Raw genomic sequence first — 19,031 nt, forward strand, 5'->3', positions numbered from 1 at the left:
ACGGAATGCCATGAATATCATAACTTATCCCGAACGTTCTGCATGGAACGAACTGCTGAAACGCCCCGTGATGAATACCGACACGCTGCGCGACACGGTACTCGAAATTCTGAACCGCGTACGCACCGAGGGAGACCGGGCGGTAATGGAGTACGAAGAGAAATTCGACAAAGTAACGCTTCAATCGCTCGCCGTGAGCGAACAGGAATTTGCCGATGCCGAAAAAGCGGTAAGCATCGAGCTGAAAGCTGCCATCATGCTGGCTTTTAACAACATCCGCACGTTTCACGCTGCCCAGAAATTTGAGGGGAAACGGGTTACCACGCTGCCGGGCGTTACGTGCTGGCAGAAAGCGGTGGCTATCGAAAAGGTGGGTCTGTACGTTCCCGGCGGAACGGCGCCGCTGTTCTCTACCGTGCTGATGCTCGCCACTCCCGCCCAGATAGCCGGATGCAAGGAAATCATTCTCTGTACGCCTCCCGACCGGAGCGGGAAAATCCACCCCGCCATCTTGTACGCGGCAAAGGTGGCAGGCGTAAGCAGGGTATTCAAGGCGGGAGGTGTGCAGGCTATCGGGGCAATGGCATACGGAACGAGCAGCATCCCGAAGGTGTACAAGATATTCGGACCGGGCAACCAGTATGTTACGGCTGCCAAACAGCAGGTGTCACTGCGCGATGTGGCTATCGACATGCCTGCCGGTCCGTCGGAAGTGGCGGTGCTTGCCGACGAGATGGCGCAACCTGCTTTCGTGGCTGCCGACCTGCTCTCGCAGGCGGAACACGGAACCGACAGTCAGGCGATACTGATTACCACTTCGGAGGCATTGCTGCGTGAAGTGACCGGAGAAGTACAGCGCCAGCTTGAACAGCTTCCGCGCAAGGGCATCGCCGAGAAGTCGCTCGCCAACAGCAAACTGATACTGGTGCGCACGATGGACGAGGCTGTCGACATGGTGAACGAGTATGCGCCCGAACACCTGATTATCGAAACAAAAGATTACCAGCAGACGGCGGAACGCATCGTCAACGCAGGTTCGGTATTCCTCGGCCCTTACTCGCCGGAAAGTGCGGGCGATTATGCGTCGGGCACGAACCATACGCTGCCCACCAACGGCTACGCAAAGGCATACAGCGGCGTAAGTCTGGATAGTTTCATCCGCAAAATCACGTTCCAAGAAGTAACGCAGGAAGGTATCCGCATGATAGGTCCTGCCATCGAAGTATTGGCTGCCAACGAGTATTTAGACGCGCATAAGAATGCCGTGAGTGTCCGATTGGCTTTTAACCCTCAGAACAAACTATGAAACCGTTACAAGAATTGACTCGCCCGAACATCTGGGCGCTGAAGCCTTACTCATCGGCACGCGACGAGTATAGTGGCGCAGAGGCATCTATCTTTTTGGATGCCAACGAGAACCCGTATAACACGCCTAACAACCGTTATCCCGACCCGCTGCAAAAGGAACTGAAAAACCTGATTGCACCGGTCAAGAAGGTGCTGCCCTCACAGCTTTTCCTCGGAAACGGGAGCGATGAAGCCATCGACCTGATGTATCGGGCGTTCTGCCGTCCGGGGGTAGACAACGTGGTGGCTATCGACCCTACGTATGGCATGTATCAGGTGTGTGCCGAGGTGAACGATGTGGAGTACCGTAAAGTGCAGCTTGATGAGAATTTCCAGTTTACGGCAGACTCGCTGCTGGCGGCTTCGGACGAACACACGAAACTCATCTTTCTCTGCTCGCCCAACAACCCGACGGGGAACAACCTGTGCAGGGAAGAGATTATCGCGCTCTTGCAGGGATTTGAAGGACTGGTGATTATCGACGAGGCGTATGCCGACTTTTCCGATGCTCCTTCGTTCCTGCTCGACTTGGAGAAATACCCCAACATGGTGGTGCTTCAAACGTTCTCGAAAGCATGGGGATGTGCTGCCATCCGCCTCGGCATGGCATTTGCCCACGCCGACATCATCGGCATTTTAAATAAAATAAAATATCCGTATAATGTGAACAGGCTGACGCAGCAAGAGGCGGTGCGGATGATGGAGCAGCATTACCGGGTAAAGGAATGGGTCAGCTCGCTGCTCGAAGAGCGTACCCGCCTCGTCCGTGAGTTCAAGAAACTCCCCTGCTGTCAGCATGTATATCCTACGGATGCCAATTTCTTCCTGACGCGGGTTACCGATGCCAAGAAAATTTACGATTACTTGGTGAGTCAGGGTATCATCGTGCGGAACCGGAGCAACATCACACTCTGTAAAGACTGCCTGCGGATTACCATCGGCACGCGCCCCGAAAACGATGCACTATTAGATGCACTCAAGAAACTGAAACTTCAGTAAGCTGAGCTTGTAAATAACGAAATCCCGCCGCACCGTCCGGATGCACATCTCAGACGGTACGGCGGGATTCTGTTATGACAGCCACCGTCGGTTATCAGATAATTTCTATTCCTTGCTGCTTACATAATTCCAGTCCGACATCTTTCAACTTGAATTTTTGTATTTTCCCGCTTCCGGTCATCGGGAACTCTTTCACGAAGAAGATGTATTTCGGAATCTTATAGCGGGCTATCTTGCCTTGACAGAACTCACGCACGTCGAACTCGTTCATCGTGTATCCGTCGTGAAGGATGATGAAAGCACCTACCGCTTCACCGTATTTCTTCGAAGGGATTCCGGCTACCTGCACATCCTTGATACCCGGCATCTGATACAGGAACTCTTCTATCTCGCGCGGATAGATGTTTTCACCGCCACGGATAATCATGTCTTTGATACGCCCCGTGATGCGGTAATTGCCGTTTTCGTCTTTCACACCCAAGTCGCCCGAATGGAGGAAACCGTCCTTATCGATAACCTCGGCTGTAGCTTCGGGATTCTTATAATACCCCTTCATGGTGTTATATCCCCGGTTACACATTTCACCCTGCACGCCTACGGGACATTCTTCGCCCGTTTCGGGGTCGATAACGCGCACTTCGGTAAATTCGTAATCGCGTCCTACGGTGTTATAGCGCACTTCCGCATCGTCGTCGATACGGCTGTGAGTCATTCCCGGCGAAGTCTCGGTAAGCCCGTACACACTGGTTACGCGCATAAACATCTTTTCTTCCACCTGACGCATCAGTTCTACAGGACAGAGCGAACCTGCCATGATGCCCGTGCGCAGACACGAGAGGTCGAACATGTCGAACATCGGATGATGAAGCTCGGCAATAAACATGGTAGGCACACCGTAAAGGGCAGTACAACGTTCCTTGTGTACGGATGCCAGCACCAGCAGAGGATCGAACCGCTCTACCATCACCTCCGTACATCCATGCGTGAGGCAGTTCATCGTAGCAAGTACCACACCGAAACAATGGAACAGCGGCACACATACACAGAGTTTGTCATCGGCAGTAAACTTCATGTGTTCACCTGTGAGGAAGCCGTTGTTTGCAATATTATAATGTGTAAGCATAACGCCTTTGGGGAATCCCGTAGTTCCGGAAGTATACTGCATATTCACCGTGTCGTGGCAGTTTACCTTGCTGCGTGCTTGGCGCAACTCCTCATCATCGATGTTATTTCCCAGCAACAGAATCTCCGCCGTGTTATACATACCGCGATACTTCTCCTGCCCGATGTAAACCACATTGCGCATACACGGAAAACGTTTGCTCTTCATGTGTCCGCGCTCGAAAGTTTTCAGTTCGGGCAGCATGGTGTAAGTCATGTCAACAAAGTTACTGTCTTTCTCGCCGTTCACGATGCAAAGCGTGTGCATGTCAGAGTTCTTGCAAAGATACTCCAGCTCCGCTTGCTTATAACTGGTATTCACCGTTACTGCCACCGCCCCTATCTTGGCACAGGCATAAAGGAAAGTAAGCCAGTCGGGGACGTTGCCAGCCCATATCCCCACGTGTGTACCTTTTTTCACACCGATGGCAAGCAATCCCTTCGCCATATTGTCTACACGCCGGTTAAACTGGCTCCATGTAAAACGCAGGTTACGGTCGGAATACACCAAATACTCCTTATCGGGAGTGGTTTCCGCCCAATGCTCCAGCCAGTCGCCTAAAGTTCTTTCAGAGAGTTGTAACATAGCCGTTGGGTTTTAGAGATTAAATGGGAGTATAAATTACCGCAAGAATGCGCGCCGCCTGTCCTTCGTAAGCATGTACGTGATGTGGCACGATGGAGTCGTAATAAATCGTATCTCCTTCGCTCAATACATACGTCTGTTTACCGTAATTCACTTCCAGCTTACCGCTCATCACCAGAATGAATTCCTCTCCCTCGTGTGCCGAGAGGCGGAAATCCTCGTTTTCTCCGGCATCGATGTCAATGACAAACGGCTCCATGTGACGGTCGGTCTTGCTGCGTGCCAACGAGTGATAATGCAAGTGCTGGCGGGCATCGACGGCATTGTTCGAGAAGCTCACCGTATCGTCGGCTTCTCCCTGACGGCAAACTACGGCTCCCACTTCGTCGGGCTGGTCATCGAGGAACGTTCCCAGACGTACCCCCAGCGTCCGTGCTATCTTGATTAGCGGAGCCAGCGAAGGGATGTCGATGTTATCTTCAATGCGGCGGATTTGGTCGACAGTCAGTTCCGAGCGTTCCGCCAATTCTTCAATGCTTATTTCCTTGAGTGTTCTGAGCGATTTAATCTTTTCGCCAATGATATTCGTGCAATCCATAGTAATCGTTGTTTTAAGTTATCTGTATTTGCTATAAAATAACCACTTAGCTGCAAATATACGCAAATTACATAATATAAAGAAAAGAAAATCAGTAAAACCGCACAATCCGTTATGATTTATCGCCACAGGGTATCGTTTCGCTTATTCCGAGGCAGACGATGCTTCCTCTTTCCGCTTACGATAGAGCTGATACGAATTGACCACATTATGCCATACGCTGTAAAAGCCGGCGGCAAGGGAGGTTACGGGAGTGAAAAACGTATATCCCATCCAAATGGCGAGGGCGGTATTTTTCTGTCCCAATGCTTGTCCGGCAGTAATGGAATCGCCATACACACTGCCTATGCGTTTCCCGAAAATAAACTGTAAAGCGCAACACACGAGTGATATTACTGCCAGTCCTGCCTGATACCAGAAAGAGACATCGCTGTGAGCCACACTTTTAGCCGTAACCGCAATGGCGATGGTAAGGGCTACTGCCCACAGGTAGAACGAGAGGTCTTGATACTCGGCGACACGCGCATGGAGCTTGGGACAAAGGTAGCGCAACAGGATGGCTGCCACAAACGGACAGAGCAGCAGCGGAAAGACTTTGCCTAACGTAAGCGTAAAGGCGCTTGCGAAACTTACACCCGGCTGCGGATGCACCAAAGGAAGCAGCAGGGGCACAAGAAACGAAGTCAGCAGGTTGGCGAGGATAATGTAGGTGGTGATGTGTCCGGCATCGCCTCCCAACTTGCGTGTTACCACGGCGGAAGCAGTAGCCGTAGGACATATCATGCAGAGCATGGCACCCTCTACCAAGATGCGTGCGGGGAAGTGGGGCAAGAGTATAAGAAGCAATGCCATCAGCGAGAAACTCCCGCCTTGTATCAGCAGCAGCCACAAATGCCAGCGGCAGGGGCGCAGGTCGTGCAGGCTAATCTTACAGAAGGCAAGAAACAGCATCGTGAATATCAGCAGCGGCTGAATGATGTCGACGGCACGTGCCACAAAAGGTTTGGTCGGGGCAAGCGCGGGAATGTTTACGTAGACCACATAAAGCAACACTCCCGATGCCATTGCTATCGGGAGTGTCCAGTTCTTACAAAATCGAATAATGTTCATGGGGTTAATCTTGGTAATAAATGCGTTTTACGCGATTGGATACGCTGGTCAATACCTCGTAAGGGATGGTTTCAAGAATGTCTGACAACACCGTTACAGGCAGGTCGTCGCCAAAGATAATCACCTTATCGCCCTCTTTACAGTCGATGTCTGTCACATCTATCATACATACATCCATACAGATATTGCCCACGTAAGGAGCTTTCTGTCCGTTCACAAGGCAGTAGGCATGTCCGTTACCCAAGTGTCGGTTCAATCCGTCGGCATATCCGATGGGGATGGCTGCAATGCGCGAATCGCGGTTCAGGATTCCCTTCCGGCTGTAGCCCACGGTTTCCTCTGCCGGAACGTCGCGTATCTGGAGAATGGTAGTCTTCAGGGTAGTAACGTTATGAAGCATTTTATTGGTAAAGGGGTCTACCCCGTACAGTCCGATGCCCAGACGAACCATGTCAAACTGTGCGCCGGGGTAACGCTCGATACCAGCCGTGTTACAGATGTGACGCAGAATCTTATGATTGAATCCTGCTTGCAGTTCGGCGGCGGCAGCTTCGAACGTCTCTATCTGGCGGCGGGTAAAGGCATCGAAACGGGCATCGTCACTGCCTGCCAGATGCGAGAATACCGACCGTGGAATCACGGCACTCTGTCGATGCAGGCGTTCCACCAATCGGGACATATCTTCGGGTGCAAAACCCAGCCGGTGCATTCCTGTATCTATTTTCACATGAATCGGGAAGTTGGTCACGCCCTCACGTTCGGCGGCTTTTATCAGTTCTTCCAGCAAGTGGAAACTGTAAACTTCGGGTTCGAGCTTGTAATCGAACATGGTATGGAAAGCGGTTACTTCAGGATTCATGATGATAATGGAGCTTTGGATACCTGCTTTGCGAAGGTCGGCTCCCTCATCGGCAACAGCCACTGCCAAGTAATCTACACGCTGGTCTTCAAGCGTTTTCGCCACTTCGAATGAACCTGCCCCGTACGCCGATGCTTTCACCATGCAAACCATTTTGGTATCCTGACGCTTCAACTTATTACGATAGTGATTCAGGTTGTCAACCAAAGCGTTCAGATTGATTTCCAGAATGGTCTCATGTACTTTCAGTTCCAGCAAGTCGGTTATCGTGTCGAAATGAAAAGCCCGTGCTCCTTTGATAAGTACCACTTCGTTACGCAGCCCGTTCAGGATTCCGGACTCCAACAATTCGGAGGTAGAGCGGAAGAACGATTTTTCTATTTCAAACCGCGATGCCGATTCGGAGATTTCTTTCCCCACACCGATAATGCGGTTTACGCCACGGCTGTGTACCAAGTCTGCCACCTGCCGGTAAAGCAGTTTGCTGGTTTGTCCGCTCTCAAGAATATCCGACAAAATCAAGGTACGCTTACGGTGTTTGTCTTCGGAACGACGCGCCATAAAGTCGAGTGCAATGTCCAGTGAAGCAAAATCGGAGTTGTAACTGTCGTTAATCAATACGCATCCGTTCTTTCCCTCTTTCACTTCCAGACGCATGGCAATCGGCTCTAACCGTGCCATCCGTTCGGCGATAAGTTCGGGCGACACCATCAGGTAAAGCGCCACTGCCAGACAGTTCAGCGAGTTTTCGATGGAAGCATCGTCAATAAAAGGGATGCGGTATTCTTTGAAGAACCCCAAGTAGCGGTATTTAATGGTGGTTCCGGTATCGTCTTTCTGTATTTTCTCAATGAAGAGCGGGCGTTCGCTGTCTTTCATCGACCATGCTATTTCACGTGCCGTGAAGAGCGATTTTGCAATGCAGCTGCTTATCAGCTCGTTATCGCCGTTATAAATTATCACGTCGCAGTCTTTAAACAGTTGTACTTTTTCCATGCACTTGTCTTGCAGCGAGGAAAAGTTTTCCTGATGCGCCCACCCGATGTTGGTCAGCACGCCGATGGTGGGGCGGATAATCGGAGTAAGAGATTCCATTTCTCCCATCTCGGATATGCCGGCCTCGAAGATACCCAGCTCGGTATGTTCATTCATCAGCCATACCGACAAGGGCACGCCTATCTGTGAATTATAGCTGCGGGGCGAACGGGTGATGATACGTTCCGGACTGAGCAACTGATACAGCCACTCTTTGACCACCGTTTTCCCGTTACTGCCGGTGATGCCTATAACCGGCACATCGAACTGCTCGCGCCGGCGTGCTGCCAGCTTCTGCAAGGCTTTCAGCGGGTCTGCCACCAACAGAAAGTTGGCATCGGCATAACGTGCAATGTTTTCGGGCAACGTACTCACCACAAAATTGCGCACTCCGCGCGTATAAAGGTCGTCTATATATTTGTGTCCATCGTTGCGCTTGGTTTTCAACGCAAAAAATAAGGTTTCTTCCGGAAAGCACAGCGAACGGCTGTCCGTCAGAATCCAATCAATCTGTGCCGAAGCGTTTCCATGACGCTCCGCACCCGTGACAAGAGTTATTTCTTCAATATTGCTCGACATAACTTGATTTCTTTTTCCGCGTCTAAGTACGGTAATTTTTCTTTTAGTCTTTCAATCTTTAACAGTATTTGACTTAAAAAGCTGCGATATGCCTCGGATGTGGCATCGAACGGGCGGTGAGCGAGTCCCCGGCGGATTTCATCCCATTGCTTCATCACAATCCGGGTATCGGCAGAGAAGGCTGTATCGGAAAAACATTCCCAAATATAATTAACAGCCAGAGGAGTGGGATGAAACATATCATCGGCATAAAAACGGTAGTCGCGCAACTCGTCCATCATGATTTCGTAAGAAGGAAAATAATGGCAGTAGGATAACCGGCGGCACAAACAGTCGGCAGCAAGCAGCAGCGTGGCTTTGCTCACCTGATTGCCGTGCATCCCGTCTCTGACGTGGCGGATGGGGCTTACCGTAAACAGGATTTTCAGGTGGGGATTCATGCGTTTAAGCTCGCCCAGCATGGTGGTATAAACGGATACGATTTCTTCCACCTCCAGCAGACGGCGCGTAAACAACCGTTCCGGCAGCTTGTGGCAGTTGCCTACGATATTCCTGTCCTCACACCACTCGTACACACGTGCCGTTCCCCACGTAAACAACAGCCAGTCAGCCTGTTTCAGATGCTCTTCCCCTGCTTCCATACGGCGGTTGATAGCTTCGAGGCAGACTGCTTTATCGGGCGACGAAAACGAACCGTGGTGCATCAGGCTGAACCATTGCCCACGGTCGTAACGCAAATCGGCATCCGTGTATCGTTTTCCGCGGTAAAGCTGGGCGATGCCCTCGGCTATCGACAGCGGATTATATAAAATGCCGAAAGGATTAACGTCACAAGTAAACTTGTAAGTATCCAGTTTTTCTCCGATATTTTCGGCAAAACACGACCCCCACAACATTAACTTATCGGCATGGCGGATTTCATATTGTCCGACAGGAAGTTCTACTTTAGTTCTCAATTCCATAAATCATCGCAAGATTCTTACATTTTGTTTCTTTTTCGAAAAAGTCTCAGCATCCCGAATAAATATTCTTCCAAGCCTCAACGGAAGCGTGTCTGTACTTTTTTACGCAAAAATAAGTACAATCTATTTATTTATGCTAATTTTGTGCGATTAATGTTTAACGAAACAGGAATGAAAGAAGAAACTTCATACGAATTGTTAAATAAAATAGATTCTCCTGACGACTTGCGCCAACTGCCCGTCAAGGCTTTGCCACGGGTATGTGCCGAGCTTCGGGATAAAATAATCGACGAACTTTCACGTAATCCGGGGCACTTCGGTTCGAGCTTAGGCGTAGTGGAACTGACGGTTGCCATTCATTATATATTTAATACTCCTTACGACCGCATCGTGTGGGACGTAGGGCATCAGGCGTATGGGCATAAGATACTGACCGGACGCAGAGACATCTTTTATACAAACCGCAAACTGAACGGCCTTTGTCCGTTTCCTACACCGACAGAGAGCGAATATGATACGTTTACGTGCGGACACGCATCCAATTCCATTTCCGCCGCACTCGGTATGGCTGTGGCTGCGGCACGGAAAGGAGAGGAAAACCGCCGGGTGGTAGCGGTTATCGGAGACGGCTCCATGAGCGGAGGACTGGCTTTCGAGGGGTTAAACAACGTGTCGTCTACTCCCAATGATTTGCTTATCATTCTTAATGACAACAACATGGCGATAGACCGGAGTGTGGGGGGAATGAAGCAATATTTGCTTAACCTGCATACGTCTGAAGGATATAACCGCCTGCGGAACGCTTTGTCGAAAAAACTTTATCGCTGGGGAATCCTGAACGATGAACGGCGCAAAAGCCTGATTCGTTTCAACAACAGCCTGAAGTCGATGCTCATGCAACAGCAAAACATTTTCGAGGGCATGAATATCCGCTATTTCGGTCCGGTGGACGGACATGATGTGACGGCGCTCACACGGGTATTGAAGGAGATAAAAGACATGAAAGGCCCGAAACTGCTTCACGTTCATACGCGGAAAGGCAAGGGATTCAAGCCGGCAGAAGAGGCGGCTACCGTGTGGCACGCTCCCGGCATATTCGATAAGGAAACGGGCGAACGTATCGTGGCAGATACCACAGGGATGCCTCCATTGTTCCAAGACGTATTCGGGAATACCCTGCTGGAGCTGGCACGGCAGAACGACAAAATAGTGGGTGTCACGCCTGCCATGCCTTCCGGATGTTCGATGAACATTCTGATGAAGGCAATGCCTGAACGGGCTTTCGATGTCGGCATTGCCGAAGGTCACGCCGTGACGTTCTCAGGAGGAATGGCTAAAGAAGGATTGCTGCCGTTCTGTAACGTCTATTCGTCGTTCATGCAGCGTGCGTACGACAATATCATCCACGACGTTGCCATATTAAAACTCAACGTGGTGTTCTGCCTTGACCGTGCCGGACTGGTTGGCGAGGACGGGCCTACGCATCACGGAGCATTCGACTTGGCATACTTGCGCCCTATACCGAACCTCATCATCGCCTCGCCTTACGACGAACATGAACTGCGGCGGCTGATGTACACCGCCCAACTCCCCGACCGTGGTCCTTTTGCCATCCGCTATCCGAGGGGAAGAGGGGTGCTGACCGACTGGCACTGTCCGTTAGAGGAGGTTGAAATAGGAAAAGGACGGAAAATGAAATCGGGCACCGACCTTGCCGTAGTAACCATCGGACCGATTGGAAACGATGCCGCAGCAGCCATCCGGCGTGCCGAGAAAGAAACCGGATGCAGCATCGCACATTACGACTTGCGATTCCTGAAACCCATTGACGAAGAGATGCTCCACGAAATAGGACGCAACTTCCGACACGTCATTACGGTAGAAGACGGTGTGCTAAAAGGAGGCATGGGAAGCGCATTACTTGAATTTATGGCAGACCACGGTTACACACCTGCCGTAAAGCGCTTGGGCATCCCGGACCGTTTCATCCAACACGGTACAGTAAAAGAACTTCGTGCCTTGTGTGGCTTTGACGAAGACAGTATATATCATGCTATTATTCATACGTTAAACTTATGAAAATCATCATTGCAGGCGCAGGAGCGGTAGGAACCCACCTCGCCAAACTGCTTTCGGGCGAAAAACAAGACATTATATTAATGGACGAGGATGACGAAAAGTTAAGCCGGATGGGAAACAACCTCGACTTAATGACGGTCAACCTGTCTCCAACCTCGATTAACGGTTTAAAAGAAGCCGGAGTAGCCAATGCCGACTTGTTTATCGCCGTAACTCCCTACGAAAGTCAAAACATGACCGCGTGTATGCTTGCCACGAACTTGGGAGCGAAGAAAACGGTAGCGCGTATCGACAATTACGAGTACCTGCTGCCTAAACACAAAGAGTTTTTTTCCCGCTTGGGCGTACACTCGCTGATTTATCCGGAAATGCTCGCCGCACGCGAAATCGTAGATGCCGTGAAGCTGAGCTGGATACGCCAATGGTGGGAATTTGCCGGAGGCGCATTGGTAATGCTGGGTACTAAAATGCGTGAAACGGCTGAGATTCTGAACGTTCCGCTTCACGAACTGGGCGGACAAAACATCCCGTTCCATATCGTAGCCATCAAGCGCGGAAGCGAAACGATTATCCCGCGAGGAGATGACACCATCCGGCTGAACGATGTAGTTTACTTTACCACAACAAAGAAATACATCCCTTACATCCGCAAAATATCCGGAAAGGAAAACGAACCCGACATACATAACGTTATGATTATGGGAGGCAGCCGGATAGCCGTGCGCACGGTGCAGTATATGCCTGAAGACATCCATGCCAAAATCATAGAGAACGACCTGAACCGCTGCAACCGCCTGACCGAACTGGTAGACGACAAGGTGATGATTATCAACGGAGACGGACGCGACATAGAACTGCTGCGCGAGGAGGGTATACGCAACACCGAGGCTTTCGTGGCACTGACGGGAAGCTCGGAAACCAACATTCTGGCTTGTTTGGCTGCCAAGCGAATGGGCGTTACGAAGGTGATTGCGCAGGTAGAAAACGTCGACTATATCAGCATGGCTGAAAGTTTAGACATCGGAACGGTTATCAACAAAAAATTCATCGCCGCAAGCCATATCTATCAAATGATGCTGGACGCCGACGTTTCAAACGTAAAGTGTCTGACATTTGCCGATGCCGACGTAGCGGAATTTACCGTCAAGGCAGGGTCGCGCATCACAAAAGCTCCCGTAAAAGACATCGGGCTGCCTAAAGGCGCAACCATCGGCGGACTGACCCGAAACGGGGAAGGCATGTTGGTTACAGGTAATACCATGATTCAAGAAGGAGACCACGTGGTAGTATTCTGTTTAGGCATGATGATAAAGAAACTGGAGAAATATTTCTAAAACACTGAAAACCAACAGTCAACAGACAGATCTATTCCTCCACAAAACACTACCGTTAGCATCTCACTGCACAAGCGGTAGAATTGCTTCACGCTACCCATAGAAACCACCGGTTCTACGGGTAGCGTTTTTTATGCTCCTACAAAGCCACACAAAGTTAAGCAAATTATATTAATAATGTTAACAAAAACACGTTCTATCGAATAAATCCATATTTTTGCAGAAACACGATATAATCCGATGATTATGAGAACAAACCATTTTATCACAGCAGCTTTGATAGGCATTGCGCTATCATTTACCGATTCGTATGCCGGCAATTTAAAGTTAGAAAGAAATGAAGTAAACGTTTCTTCCATACAAAGAAACGTCCCGCCACGAAGAGCCATCAATTCTTTCATCAAACAAAAATATCCCGGATGCAGGATTCTTGACAGAGACACCGACGACGGGTTTGTTGAAATAAAAATCAGACATCACGGCATAGAAAAAATAATCTTGTTCGACGGCAATGCAAAATGGCTTCATACGCTTTGGGAAGTAAGGCGGAACCAGTTGCCCGAACGAGTTATCGTAGGCTTGAAACGTGCGGGATTTGCTTATTCCGACATCGACGACAACGACAACCAGCTTCTGGAAACCCCACGCGGACGATATTTCGCTGTACAGGTGGATTGCGGCAGACGAGACGGGATGTACCTCGTTTCGGAACGGGGCAAAGTGATACGCCGGTACAGCGACGATCGGTGGAATGACGGACGGATTTACTTCGGCGGACGGTTTAACAAAGAATGGGACGATGGCGAAGACCATTTCGACGAAGGAGATGACGAGTGGGACTTCATCCGTTAATCCTGACACAAGCCCCTGTCACCCTAACCGGAACCTGGCGAAAACCCTGCTTTCTGCCGGGTTCTGCTGCGAAATAAAACCTTGTACACAAAACATTTGTACAATTTCTTAAAATATTTTGTTCTTCTTGCCTCCATTCTTCTTTTATTTGTATATTTGCCCTAACCGATGCTTCCAAACATCGGGACTTAATTTAATATCAACAAAAACACTGATTCACTATGGCAGATAGTAAAGAAAAACTCTTTTCGGATTTTCCAGCCGTCACAACCCAAGAATGGATGGATAAAATCATGGTAGACCTGAAGGGAGCCGATTACGAAAAGAAGTTGGTATGGAAAACCAACGAAGGATTTAAAGTAAAACCTTTCTACCGCCGCGAAGATTTGGAGGGCCTGAAAACAACCGAAGGACTTCCGGGACAATATCCTTACATCCGAGGCAACAAGAAAGATGACAATACATGGTTTGTCCGGCAGGATATCCGTGTGGACAATCCGGCTGAAGCCAATGCCAAAGCTCTCGACTTGCTGAACAAAGGTATTGATTCGCTGGGTTTTCATATCAAAGCAAAAGACCTGAATGCCGATTATATCCGCACGTTACTGAAAGATATTTGCTGCGAATGCGTGGAACTGAACTTCAAGACTTGCCAGCGGCATACCGTAGAGTTAGCCAAGCTGCTGACCGAATATTTCAAAGAAAAGGGTTACAACCCTGAAAAGCTGCAAGGCTCTTTGGATTTCGACCCCATCAGCCGGATGATGAAGAAGGGTAAAAATGTGAGCGGACTGATAGCCAATGCCAAAGAATTGGTTGAGGTAATGGCTCCTTATCCCAAGTTCCGGTGTATCGCGGTCAACTCTCTCGCCTTGAACAACGCAGGCGCTTATATTTATCAGGAATTGGGGTATGCTTTAGCGTGGGGTAACGAATATTTGAGCCGGCTGACGGAGGCGGGAGTCTCTGCTGATCTGGCTGCCAAAAAGATTAAATTCAACTTCGGAATCAGTTCCAACTACTTCATGGAGATTGCGAAATTCCGTGCAGCGCGCATGTTGTGGGCAGACATCGTAAACGAATATCACCCCGCTTGCCAGTGTGCCTGCCAGATGGCGGTACATGCCGAAACTTCGTCGTTCAACCTGACGCTGTTCGATGCGCACGTAAACCTGCTCCGCACGCAAACCGAAGCCATGAGTGCAGCGATAGCGGGCGTAGATTCAATCACCGTAACTCCGTTCGACAAGGCATACGAAACACCGAACGATTTTTCTGAACGCATCGCCCGTAATCAGCAGTTGCTGTTGAAAGAAGAATCTCACCTGAACCGCATCGTCGACCCGGCTGCCGGTTCGTATTACATTGAAAACCTTACCGTGTCTATCGCCAAGCAAGCATGGGATTTGTTCTTGCAGACGGAAGAAGCGGGCGGTATGGTGAAAGCCGTGCTGGACAGCAGCGTGCAAAACGCCGTAAACAGCAGCAACCGCGCACGCCACGAAGCGGTATCGAAACGCAAAGAAATCTTGTTGGGAACCAATCAATATCCGAATTTCAACGAAACCGCAGGCGAGAAAGCTCCGCTGGAACATGCGTGCTGCTGCGGACATGGCGACGAGGCCGGCGAATTTGCCACCCTGAACACTGACCGCGCTGCCAGCGAGTTTGAAGCGCTCCGCCTCGAAACCGAACATTCCGGCAAGCGTCCGAAAGCATTCATGCTGACCATCGGAAACTTGGCTATGCGTCAGGCACGCGCACAGTTCTCTTGCAACTTCCTTGCTTGTGCGGGTTACGAAGTCATCGACAACTTGGGATTCCCCACCGTGGAAGAAGGCATCGAAGCTGCCATGAAAGCGAACGCCGACATCGTGGTTCTCTGTTCCAGCGACGATGAATACGCCGAATACGCTATCCCGGCATTCAAAGCCCTGAACGGCCGCGCCATGTTCATCGTAGCAGGTGCACCGGCATGTATGGACGAGCTGAAAGCCGCCGGCATCGAAAACTTCATCCACGTTCGTTGCAATGTATTGGAGACACTGAAAGAATACAATAAAAAGTTATTAAGCTGATAAGGCAATCCTCCAAACTTAAAATCTATGAAACCCAACTTTAAACATATTGATATATTCGCCGGATTCCATCCGCAAAACGGCATGGAGTGGCAAAAAGCCAACGGCATTGAAGCAAACTGGAAAACGCCCGAACAGATTCAGGTGAAACCGGTTTACACGAAAGAAGACCTTGAGGGCATGGAGCATCTTGATTATGCGGCAGGTATTCCTCCTTACTTGCGCGGCCCCTATTCTATGATGTACACGTTCCGCCCGTGGACCATCCGACAGTATGCCGGATTTTCTACTGCTGAAGAATCGAACGCATTTTATCGCCGTAATCTGGCTTCGGGACAGAAGGGACTGTCTGTGGCGTTCGACCTCCCGACTCACCGTGGATACGACCCCGACCATCCGCGCGTAGTGGGCGATGTGGGTAAGGCAGGTGTGTCTATCTGTTCGCTGGAAAATATGAAGGTGCTTTTCGACGGTATTCCGCTGAACAAGATGTCGGTATCCATGACCATGAACGGGGCGGTGCTTCCTATCATGGCATTCTACATCAATGCCGGACTGGAACAGGGAGCCAAGTTGGAAGAGATGGCAGGAACCATCCAAAACGATATTCTGAAAGAGTTCATGGTGCGCAATACTTATATTTATCCGCCCGCATTCTCCATGAAAATCATTTCCGACATCTTTGAATATACCTCGCAGAAGATGCCGAAGTTCAATTCCATCTCTATCTCCGGATACCACATGCAGGAAGCAGGAGCTACTGCCGACATCGAACTGGCTTACACGCTTGCCGACGGACTGGAATACCTACGCGCGGGAGTGGCTGCCGGTATCGACATCGATGCCTTTGCTCCCCGTCTGTCTTTCTTCTGGGCTATCGGCATGAACCATTTCATGGAAATTGCCAAGATGCGTGCAGCACGTATGTTGTGGGCTAAAATCGTGAAACAGTTTAACCCGAAGAATCCGAAATCGCTGGCGCTGCGTACCCACTCGCAGACTTCGGGATGGTCGCTCACCGAGCAAGACCCGTTCAACAACGTAGGACGTACTTGCATCGAAGCTATGGCAGCAGCATTAGGACATACGCAGTCACTCCACACCAATGCGCTTGACGAGGCGATTGCACTGCCTACCGACTTCTCGGCACGTATCGCCCGCAATACGCAGATTTACATTCAGGAAGAAACCCAAATCTGTAAAAACGTAGACCCGTGGGGTGGTTCTTATTACGTGGAATCGCTGACCAACGAACTGGCTCACCGCGCTTGGGAACACATTCAGGAAATCGAGCGCTTGGGAGGCATGGCAAAGGCCATCGAAACCGGTATCCCCAAAATGCGTATCGAAGAGGCTGCCGCACGCACGCAAGCTCGCATCGATTCCGGCGAACAGACCATCGTGGGTACAAACAAGTATCGCTTGGAAAAAGAAGACCCGATTGACATCTTGGAAGTAGACAACACTGCCGTACGCCAAGAGCAGATAGAAAACCTGCGCCGACTGAAGGAGGGACGAAACCAAGCCGAAGTAGACCGCGCACTGGCGGCAATTACCGAATGTGTGAAAACCGGAAAAGGAAACCTGCTGGAGCTGGCAGTAGAGGCAGCACGGGTACGGGCTACGCTGGGAGAAATCTCGGATGCCTGCGAAGCGGTAGTAGGACGTTATAAAGCAATAATCAGAACTATATCAGGCGTGTATTCATCAGAAAGTAAAAAGGATGCAGACTTCGCAAGGGCTTGCGAACTGACCGAAGAATTTGCTAAGAAAGAGGGTCGCCGTCCGCGTGTAATGATTGCCAAAATGGGGCAGGACGGACACGACCGCGGTGCAAAAGTGGTAGCTACGGGATTTGCCGACTGTGGTTTCGACGTAGATATGGGACCGCTGTTCCAAACGCCGGAAGAGGCTGCGCGCGAAGCTGTGGAGAACGACGTACATGCAGTGGGCGTATCGTCATTGGCGGCAGGACATAAGACGCTGATTCCGCAAATCATAGCCGAACTGAAACGTTTGGGACGCGAAGACATCTTGGTTTTTGCAGGCGGTGTCATCCCTCCGCAAGATTACGATTTCTTATACCAAGCAGGCGTAATGGCTATTTTCGGACCGGGTACATCGGTTGCCAAATCAGCTTGTCAGATCATGGAACTGTTGCTTGAATATGCAGAATAATCCTCTTTCAGAGCCTGTTTAAATTGAAACAGGCTCTGAAACAACTCAGGCACGAATTACGCTTCACTTTCAGGGGTTGCGTAATCCGTGCCTGATAAAAAACACACCTGTTTTTAGTTAGGGATGAACCTCAATCTGAGTATACAAGTGGGGATGTTGCACCGTTTCTAACGTCGACATTGCCGGAACGTTTTCCGGAACAATCGAACGGCTGCCTGCCCACCATAATACATTGAGGATGATTACTGCAAACAGAACTGTATAGGCAGTAATCTTTGCTTCTAATTGCTTACTGGTTACTTTTTGCGAAACAGTTTTTTCCATCACGGCACTTTCCGCAGTTAACATCTTCTCCATATAGCTCATTTGTTATAGTTTTCTTTCAATTGACATCCATAAAATGTCCCGATATATGGAATACTGCACAGCCTCCGAATTTTTTATCAAAAATTTTCGCTAATTCACATAAACGGTTTTGAAATACTTGCTGAACAACTGTTTTATTTCGTCTAACTGCTGCGGAGTATTTACCGGAACGTTAGTCAGGCGATACGTCATGCCCATTGCCTCGTATTTATGCACACCCAGCGTGTGATAGGGCAAAATCTCCACCCGCTCAATCATCCGGTAATCTTTAAAATGGTTGCCTAACGCCTCAATGTCTTCAGAAAAGGCACTATACCCTTGTACTGCTACATAGCGCAACCAAAAGGGTTTGCCGTGAGCCTCCAGCCATGCGGCAGTTTTCAGCGTCTGCTCGTTGCCTCGCGAAGTAAGCAAGCGGTGACGTTCGTTGTTAAACTCTTTCACATCGAGCAAGACAAGGTCGGCCAGCGAAAACAGTTCTTCCACATCGCTATTCCATATTCCGCCGTTCGTATCAACACAGATATGGATACCGGCTTCTTTCAACAGACGAAACAGCGGTACGAGCGATTTGGCTTGAAAGGTAGGCTCGCCGCCACTGAATGTTATTCCGCCCTTCTTACCGAAAAAAGGTTTCTGACTCACCGCCATGCGCAAGATTTCTTCGGGTGAAGTTTCCTTACTCTCGCCTTTGGCATCTATCGTGTCGGGATTGGCGCAATACAGGCAGCGGAAATTACATCCTTGCAAAAATACCACAAGGCGGATGCCCGGACCGTCGTACGTGCCGAGCGATTCGTACGAATGTACTCTAATCATAAATTATTTTATCGTTTTCAAGTTATCCTGATAAAAAGAATCGGACACGGAAGGCGGGACTGTCTATCCGCATATTCCGTGCCCGATTA

At 49.8% G+C, this 19,031-nt stretch carries 14 protein-coding genes; 7 read left to right on the forward strand and 7 right to left on the reverse strand.

Annotated features, from left to right (window positions below):
• Nucleotides 1-10 precede the first annotated feature (10 nt).
• Nucleotides 11-1,306 (forward strand): histidinol dehydrogenase, encoded by a 1,296-nt coding sequence (gene hisD / locus M3085_RS02225; protein WP_249052198.1) that lies wholly within the window; start codon nt 11-13, stop codon nt 1,304-1,306.
• Nucleotides 1,303-2,346: a histidinol-phosphate transaminase gene (gene hisC, locus M3085_RS02230; RefSeq protein ID WP_178255847.1), complete on the forward strand. Its 1,044-nt coding sequence runs from the start codon at nt 1,303-1,305 to the stop codon at nt 2,344-2,346. The genes hisD and hisC overlap by 4 nt, the downstream gene beginning before the upstream one ends.
• 94 nt (nt 2,347-2,440) lie before the next feature.
• Here hisC and M3085_RS02235 read toward each other — a convergent pair whose 3' ends face one another.
• The 5 genes from M3085_RS02235 to M3085_RS02255 all read right to left on the reverse strand — a co-directional run bounded on the left by M3085_RS02235 (nt 2,441) and on the right by M3085_RS02255 (nt 9,236).
• Nucleotides 2,441-4,093, reverse strand: a complete 1,653-nt coding sequence (locus tag M3085_RS02235; protein ID WP_178255848.1) for an AMP-binding protein — start codon at nt 4,091-4,093, stop codon at nt 2,441-2,443.
• Nucleotides 4,094-4,112: 19 nt separating this feature from the next.
• The gene (locus M3085_RS02240) at nt 4,113-4,691 is read right to left on the reverse strand and encodes a helix-turn-helix domain-containing protein (RefSeq protein ID WP_178255849.1); all 579 of its coding nucleotides are present in this window, start codon (nt 4,689-4,691) and stop codon (nt 4,113-4,115) included.
• Nucleotides 4,692-4,835: 144 nt separating this feature from the next.
• Nucleotides 4,836-5,801 (reverse strand): transporter, encoded by a 966-nt coding sequence (locus tag M3085_RS02245; protein WP_249052199.1) that lies wholly within the window; start codon nt 5,799-5,801, stop codon nt 4,836-4,838.
• 4 nt (nt 5,802-5,805) lie between these two features.
• The gene (locus tag M3085_RS02250; protein ID WP_204501051.1) at nt 5,806-8,274 is read right to left on the reverse strand and encodes a bifunctional UDP-N-acetylmuramoyl-tripeptide:D-alanyl-D-alanine ligase/alanine racemase; all 2,469 of its coding nucleotides are present in this window, start codon (nt 8,272-8,274) and stop codon (nt 5,806-5,808) included.
• On the reverse strand, nt 8,250-9,236 hold the full coding sequence (locus M3085_RS02255; RefSeq protein ID WP_249052200.1) for a GSCFA domain-containing protein: 987 nt from the start codon (nt 9,234-9,236) through the stop codon (nt 8,250-8,252). Before M3085_RS02255 ends, M3085_RS02250 begins: the two co-directional genes overlap by 25 nt.
• 171 nt (nt 9,237-9,407) lie before the next feature.
• Between M3085_RS02255 and dxs the strand changes: the two genes are divergently transcribed.
• The 5 genes from dxs to scpA all read left to right on the forward strand — a co-directional run bounded on the left by dxs (nt 9,408) and on the right by scpA (nt 17,757).
• Nucleotides 9,408-11,315 (forward strand): 1-deoxy-D-xylulose-5-phosphate synthase, encoded by a 1,908-nt coding sequence (gene dxs, locus M3085_RS02260; RefSeq protein ID WP_249052201.1) that lies wholly within the window; start codon nt 9,408-9,410, stop codon nt 11,313-11,315.
• Nucleotides 11,312-12,649 (forward strand): Trk system potassium transporter TrkA, encoded by a 1,338-nt coding sequence (trkA, locus tag M3085_RS02265; RefSeq protein WP_178257509.1) that lies wholly within the window; start codon nt 11,312-11,314, stop codon nt 12,647-12,649. The genes dxs and trkA overlap by 4 nt, the downstream gene beginning before the upstream one ends.
• A 246-nt stretch (nt 12,650-12,895) precedes the next feature.
• Nucleotides 12,896-13,501: a hypothetical protein gene (locus M3085_RS02270; protein WP_249052202.1), complete on the forward strand. Its 606-nt coding sequence runs from the start codon at nt 12,896-12,898 to the stop codon at nt 13,499-13,501.
• Nucleotides 13,502-13,722: 221 nt separating this feature from the next.
• On the forward strand, nt 13,723-15,579 hold the full coding sequence (mutA, locus tag M3085_RS02275; protein WP_249052203.1) for a methylmalonyl-CoA mutase small subunit: 1,857 nt from the start codon (nt 13,723-13,725) through the stop codon (nt 15,577-15,579).
• 27 nt (nt 15,580-15,606) lie between these two features.
• A complete protein-coding gene (scpA, locus tag M3085_RS02280) occupies nt 15,607-17,757 on the forward strand; it encodes a methylmalonyl-CoA mutase (protein WP_178257512.1) in 2,151 nt (716 codons plus the stop codon).
• A 117-nt stretch (nt 17,758-17,874) separates the two neighbouring features.
• Here scpA and M3085_RS02285 read toward each other — a convergent pair whose 3' ends face one another.
• Both M3085_RS02285 and pflA read right to left on the reverse strand, forming a co-directional pair.
• Nucleotides 17,875-18,114 (reverse strand): hypothetical protein, encoded by a 240-nt coding sequence (locus M3085_RS02285; protein WP_178257513.1) that lies wholly within the window; start codon nt 18,112-18,114, stop codon nt 17,875-17,877.
• Between the two features lie 99 nt (nt 18,115-18,213).
• Nucleotides 18,214-18,942, reverse strand: a complete 729-nt coding sequence (gene pflA / locus M3085_RS02290) for a pyruvate formate-lyase-activating protein (RefSeq protein ID WP_178257514.1) — start codon at nt 18,940-18,942, stop codon at nt 18,214-18,216.
• Nucleotides 18,943-19,031: the final 89 nt, after the last annotated feature.

Source organism: Bacteroides caecicola (assembly GCF_023337095.1).
Lineage (GTDB): Bacteria > Bacteroidota > Bacteroidia > Bacteroidales > Bacteroidaceae > Phocaeicola > Phocaeicola gallinarum.